Here is a 5444-nt window from a genome sequence, read left to right as displayed (position 1 = left end):
CAGCGTCAGATAGGGTGCCGCGAAGCTCCATTCTTCGTCCGACACATCGGTCGGATACCCTTTGCGGTCTGCTCTTTTCATCCCGCCAGGATACCAGGTCTCACACAAGGTGCCTAACACGCTCTAGTCAAAGTCGATACGGTCTCTAAAGGTGGGCGGGCTACAACCTTCGCCGGCGTGCCGGCGGGTTCCTGGTTCGGGGAGGGAGCCCTACTAAAGGATGAGCCTCGCCCATACTCGGTGGTAGCGCTGCGTGACAGCGAAGTCGGGTTTATACCGTGCAGCACATTTGAGTGGCTGCTTGACAATAGCCACTCGTTCAGTCGATTTGTCATCAATCAACTCAACGCCCGGTGCGGCTACTACGTCGGTCTGGTTGCAAACCTCCGTTTGCAGAAAGCGTCTGCAAGAGTCGCTTTCTGTCTCGCTGAAATGTTCAATCCGCAACTCTTTGGCGTCGCTGATCTGATGCTGGGTCTTTCGCAAGAAGAAATTGGACGTTTGTCCGGCCTTTCCAGGCAGAACACCAACCGGGCGCTTCACGAGCTCGCTGATGCGAGGCTTTTAACGATCGAATATGGGTCAGTCCGAATTCTTGACCTAACAGGGCTTCGAGATTTTGCGCATTCCGAAGATTGATTGGGCCGCATTCGTGACTACGCGCCAGACAGCTTCGTAATGGCTTCCCGGCTGCCAGCCTGCGCGCGAAGCCGAAATTTCTGAATTTTTCCTGTGCCTGTCTTTGGCAACGCGCCGTATACGATCCTCACAGGACACTTGTAGTGTGCGAGCCGTTCCCGACAGAACGTAATCAGCTCTCGTTCAGAAGGTGAATTGACACCCTGTCTCAACTCGACAAATGCGCAAGGCACTTCCCCCCACCTGACATCGGGCTGCGCGACCACCGCCGCGATGAGTACTGCTGGGTGTTGGTGCAATACATCCTCGACCTCGATCGATGAAATATTTTCGCCACCCGAAATGATGACGTCTTTGGATCGATCCGTGATCTGAATGTATCCGTCCGGGTGCACCACGGCAATATCTCCGGTGTGGAACCAGCCACCCTCGAAGGCGTTTCGGGTCGCTTCCTCGTTCTTCAGATAGCCCTTCATCATGACATTGCCGCGCAGCAATATCTCTCCCTCGCTCTTCCCGTCCGCGGGAACGGGCTCAAGCGTGGCGGGATTTGCGACTTGCATGGCTTCGAGTCCGGCGGCCCGCTGACCTTGCCGCGCCTTCAGGCGCGCCTGCTCCTCGTTTGTCGATGCGTGCCAGTCTGCCTGGATGAAGCAACTGACCGGTGTGCCGGAGGATTCGGTGATGCCGTATACGTGCTCAACCTCGAATCCCAACTCGCTTACCGATTTCAATACGGTTGCCGGAGGTGGCGACCCCGCCGTGCGGACGCGAACGACGCGAGGTAACGGGCTACGCTCGCTGGCGGGCGCGTCTGCCAGTGCGGCCAGGACGATTGGCGCTGCACAAAAATGATCGGCGCCGTACTCGCGGATGGCTCGAAATATTCCTGCGGCATTGACTTTGCGCAGACAGACATGGGTGCCACCCGCTGCTGTGACTGCCCAGGCGAAGCACCATCCGTTGGCGTGGAACATTGGGAGGGTCCAGAGATACACCGGCCCGCGCGGCATGCCCCAGTCAATCAACTGGAGCATGCTCATCAGGTGAACCCCACGGTGACTGACCACGACCCCTTTCGGGTCGGAGGTCGTGCCAGACGTATAGTTCAATGCGATAGCGTCCCTTTCATCCGCGGGCCATACGCCTTCGAAGTCCGGATTTCCCTCTCCGAGCAACTGCTCATAGTCGAGCTCACCTATCGATGCCCCCGGCGGCGCTTCGAGATCCGCAATGTCAATCACGAGTGGCCTGTCTGGAACATGCTCGAGTGCGTTCGCAGCAAGGGCGGCAAACTCGCGATCCACAAAAAGGACCTTGCATTCCCCGTGAAGCAGGATGAACCGAATGCCGTCGGCATCCAGCCTGCAGTTGATCGTGTTGAGAACAGCTCCGCTGAGCGGCACCCCGAAATGCGCCTCCACCAACGCGGGCGTATTAGGCGCAATGATCGATACGGTGTCGCCGCGCTTGACACCTCGCCGGACGAGCGCACTGGCGAGCCGGCGGCAGCGGCTGCGCGTCGCCGCCCAGGTCTGACGCATCTCGCCATGCACGATGGCGATACGCTCCGGAAACAGATCGGCGCATCGATCCAATGAATGCAGCGGTGTCAGCGGCACGTAGTTGGCTTCGTTTCGATCGAGGCCGCGCTCGTAGATTTTAGTGGCCATGTCGTGTCTCCTCACATGAATGTGAAAGTGTTCCGGGCATTGGTGGTGCGTAGGTGCAACCTCTGAATCGGATCGCTCAAACCTTGCGATGTCGCATCAAATCTAACCGTTGCGCCGGAATGGAACTGTCTCGAACAGGACACTCCTTGGGTTCGTAGGGGACGACGGGTTGCTGGATGCCAATTGTCATGTTCGAGACAACACGCCCTGTTCCCCCTGGCTAATCTTGCTCGCAAGGCAATGCTGCCGTGAAGGGAAGTTGCTTGAGTTTGCTGACGTTGAAGACAGATGGAGTGACAGATGAAGAGAAGTGAGACACCACCGGCGATGGACGCCGATGCGCTGCGCAAGGCCATCGAATGGGCGATCCTGTCGCGTCGCAGCGTCAGGGCGTTTCTGCCCACGTCGGTTCCTCGGGAGACGGTGGAATCGATATTGGACGTAGCGCGCTTCGCTGCCACGGGAGTCAACATTCAGCCCTGGCGCGTACACGTCGTCACGGGGCACGCCAAAGACCGTATCTGTGCCGCGATCCAACGGGTTAATGACGACTCGGCACTAGACGAGACATGCACGGACGAGTGGGACTATTACCCGCGCGAGTGGATATCTCCATACCTTGAAAGAAAACGGACTGTGGGTTGGAAGCTATATGGGTTGCTTGGAATCGAAAAGGGCGACAAGGAACGGATGCTGGCCCAGCACAGCCGCAACTATCAATTCTTTGACGCGCCCGTCGGCCTGTTTTTCACAATCGACCGCGTCATGCAGCAGGGTAGCCTGCTCGACTACGGCATGTTCCTGCAGAACATCATGATCGCTGCCCGTGCTCATGGCTTGAGCACATGCCCTCAAGCAGCATTTATGAAGTACCACAAGGTCATTGCCGATCAACTTCGATTGGAGACAGGTGAGAGGTTTGTTGTCGGCATGAGTCTCGGATTTGCGGATGCCTCGCGCATCGAGAACACCCTCGTCACGGAAAGAGCGGAGGTCGGCTCGTTTACAACGTTTTATTCGGATTAGCAGCGTGCATCGGGAGCGAATCCAGACACCAGTCAGCGACCCACGTAACGAATGCATCAGCGCAGCGTCACATGAAAGGAAAACAGACATGCAGATAAGAGACAACGTATTTGTAGTGACCGGTGCCGGTTCCGGGTTGGGGGCGGCCACGGCGAAGATGATCGTCGAGCGGGGCGGCAAGGTGGTCCTGGCGGACCTTAACCCCGAATCTGGTGAGGCCATCGCCGCACAGCTAGGGCCGAATGCCCGATTCGTTGCCACCGACGTCGCCAGCGAACACAGCGCCCGGGCAGCTTTTGCGGCGGCCATGGAAATGGGACACCTCAGGGGACTCATCAATTGCGCAGGCGTTGCTCCCGCCGAAAAGGTCATCGGCCGTGAAGGAACCCACAAGCTGGAAGCGTTCGCCCGGACGATCAATATCAACCTGGTTGGTACTTTCAACATGACCCGCAATGCGGCGGAGATGATGAGCGCCTGTCCGCCAGTGCCCTCCGGCGAACGTGGCGTCATCATCTGCACAGCCTCCGTGGCCGCGTTTGAAGGACAGGTGGGGCAGGCAGCCTACGCCGCTTCCAAAGGCGGCGTTGTGGCGATGACCTTGCCACTCGCGCGGGAACTCTCGCGCTGCGGCATCCGGGTTATGACAGTGGCTCCAGGCATCATGGAAACGCCGATGCTGCTTGGCATGCCCGCTGAAGTACAGGTGGCGCTGGGTAAAACGGTGCCGTTCCCAGCCCGGATGGGCAAGCCAGCCGAATACGCCGCTCTGGTGGAGCACATCCTCTTGAATGAATACCTGAACGGCGAGGTCGTCCGCCTCGACGGCGCCATTCGTATGGCCGCCAAATAAACCGCATCCATCTTTTCAGTGAACGAATCATGTCCAAAGATCCCGTCGTTATCGTCTCAGCCGCCCGCACCCCTATTGGCAGCTTCCAGGGGAGTCTCTCCGATCGCACGGCGCCGCAGCTCGGTGCCGTTGCCGTACAGGCCGCTATCCAGCGAGCCGGCATTAGCGCCGAGCAGGTGCAGGAACTCATCCTGGGTTGTGTGCTGCCTGCGGGACTCGGCCAGGCCCCTGCGCGCCAGGCGGCCATCGGCGCCGGGCTACCCCTCTCGGTGGTCTGCTCCACTGTTAACAAAGTGTGCGGTTCCGGCATGAAAGCCGCCATGCTAGCCCATGATCTCCTGATGGCGAGCAGCAACGAGGTCATTGTTGCGGGAGGCATGGAGTCCATGACAAACGCTCCTTACTTCATCCCGAAGGCACGAGGGGGCTTCCGCCTTGGTCACGGACAGATTCTCGACCATATGTCCTTCGACGGTCTGGAAGATGCTTATTTCGACCGTGGCCGTCAAATGGGCACCTTCGCTGAAGAGTGCGCCGAGTCTTACGGATTCTCCCGGGAGGATCAGGATGCCTACGCAATAAAGTCAACCACACGAGCCCAAGCCGCTATTCGGTCCGGTGCGTTCGCGTGGGAGGTCATCCCAGTGATGACCTCCGGCAAAAAAGGTGAAGTTCTGGTACAGCACGATGAGCAGCCGGGCAAAACCAAACTGGACAGGATCACCAGCCTGAAACCCGCTTTCAAGACCGATGGCACAGTAACTGCGGCTAACTCCAGTTCGATTTCCGATGGTGCCGCCGCGCTGGTGCTGATGCGCCTCTCAAGTGCCGAGAGACTTGGGATCAAGCCTCTGGCCGCTATCGCCGGGCACGCCACCCACGCTCAGGAGCCGAGACTGTTTACCACCGCTCCCGCGGGCGCGATTAAGAAACTACTGTCCAGGATTGGATGGGGGACGTCCAGCGTAGATTTGTGGGAAATCAACGAGGCATTCGCGGTCGCCGTGATGGCTGCCATGCAGGACATGACGCTCGATCACGACAAGGTCAACATACACGGCGGCGCCTGTGCCATCGGTCACCCTATCGGCGCGTCCGGAGCACGCATTCTGGTCACCTTGCTTGCGGCCCTCAGATCGACGGGCGGAAAGCGCGGAATTGCAAGCCTCTGCATCGGCGGGGGGGAGGCCAACCCCCCGGGCAACGGGGAAATTTTAAGGAAAGGCAGGGGGGGAGCCGAACCGGGGGCTCGG

The 5444-nt window shown here is 59.0% G+C and carries 5 protein-coding genes and 2 pseudogenes; 5 read left to right on the top strand and 2 right to left on the bottom strand.

Annotated elements, in window-relative coordinates; genetic code table 11:
• Positions 1 to 81 (bottom strand): annotated as a pseudogene (locus FSO04_RS48070) (IS5/IS1182 family transposase); the annotation flags it as partial.
• A gap of 57 nt (positions 82 to 138) precedes the next feature.
• Here FSO04_RS48070 and FSO04_RS48440 point away from each other — a divergent pair.
• Together FSO04_RS48440 and FSO04_RS48435 are read left to right on the top strand one after the other, a co-directional pair.
• A pseudogene (locus FSO04_RS48440) lies at positions 139 to 297 on the top strand (cyclic nucleotide-binding domain-containing protein); the annotation flags it as partial.
• A 93-nt stretch (positions 298 to 390) separates the two neighbouring features.
• Complete coding sequence (locus FSO04_RS48435) at positions 391 to 639, top strand: helix-turn-helix domain-containing protein (RefSeq protein WP_267905090.1); 249 nt, start codon at positions 391 to 393, stop codon at positions 637 to 639.
• A gap of 17 nt (positions 640 to 656) precedes the next feature.
• Here FSO04_RS48435 and FSO04_RS42665 read toward each other — a convergent pair whose 3' ends face one another.
• Positions 657 to 2312 (bottom strand): AMP-binding protein, encoded by a 1656-nt coding sequence (locus FSO04_RS42665; RefSeq protein ID WP_154567370.1) that lies wholly within the window; start codon positions 2310 to 2312, stop codon positions 657 to 659.
• A gap of 300 nt (positions 2313 to 2612) precedes the next feature.
• On the opposite strand from FSO04_RS42665, the gene FSO04_RS42660 reads away from it, so the two are divergent.
• The 3 genes from FSO04_RS42660 to FSO04_RS42650 form a co-directional block, all read left to right on the top strand.
• Positions 2613 to 3338, top strand: a complete 726-nt coding sequence (locus FSO04_RS42660; RefSeq protein WP_154567369.1) for a nitroreductase — start codon at positions 2613 to 2615, stop codon at positions 3336 to 3338.
• A gap of 88 nt (positions 3339 to 3426) precedes the next feature.
• The gene (locus FSO04_RS42655; protein WP_154567368.1) at positions 3427 to 4191 is read left to right on the top strand and encodes an SDR family NAD(P)-dependent oxidoreductase; all 765 of its coding nucleotides are present in this window, start codon (positions 3427 to 3429) and stop codon (positions 4189 to 4191) included.
• 29 nt (positions 4192 to 4220) lie between these two features.
• The coding region (locus FSO04_RS42650; RefSeq protein ID WP_154567372.1) for an acetyl-CoA C-acyltransferase at positions 4221 to 5444 on the top strand (1224 nt) is incomplete at its 3' end.

This window comes from Paraburkholderia madseniana, assembly GCF_009690905.1.
In the GTDB taxonomy this organism is placed as follows: domain Bacteria; phylum Pseudomonadota; class Gammaproteobacteria; order Burkholderiales; family Burkholderiaceae; genus Paraburkholderia; species Paraburkholderia madseniana.
The sequence above is the reverse complement of the archived record's forward strand: the minus strand, read 5'-3'. Positions and strand labels throughout refer to the sequence as shown.

What these genes read in the sequence shown, in the direction of transcription:
- FSO04_RS42665 (WP_154567370.1), bottom strand. Translation starts at nt 2,312, where the DNA reads ATGGCCACTAAAATCTACGAGCGCGGCCTCGATCGAAACGAAGCCAAC.
- FSO04_RS42655 (WP_154567368.1), top strand. Translation starts at nt 3,427, where the DNA reads ATGCAGATAAGAGACAACGTATTTGTAGTGACCGGTGCCGGTTCCGGG.
- FSO04_RS42660 (WP_154567369.1), top strand. Translation starts at nt 2,613, where the DNA reads ATGAAGAGAAGTGAGACACCACCGGCGATGGACGCCGATGCGCTGCGC.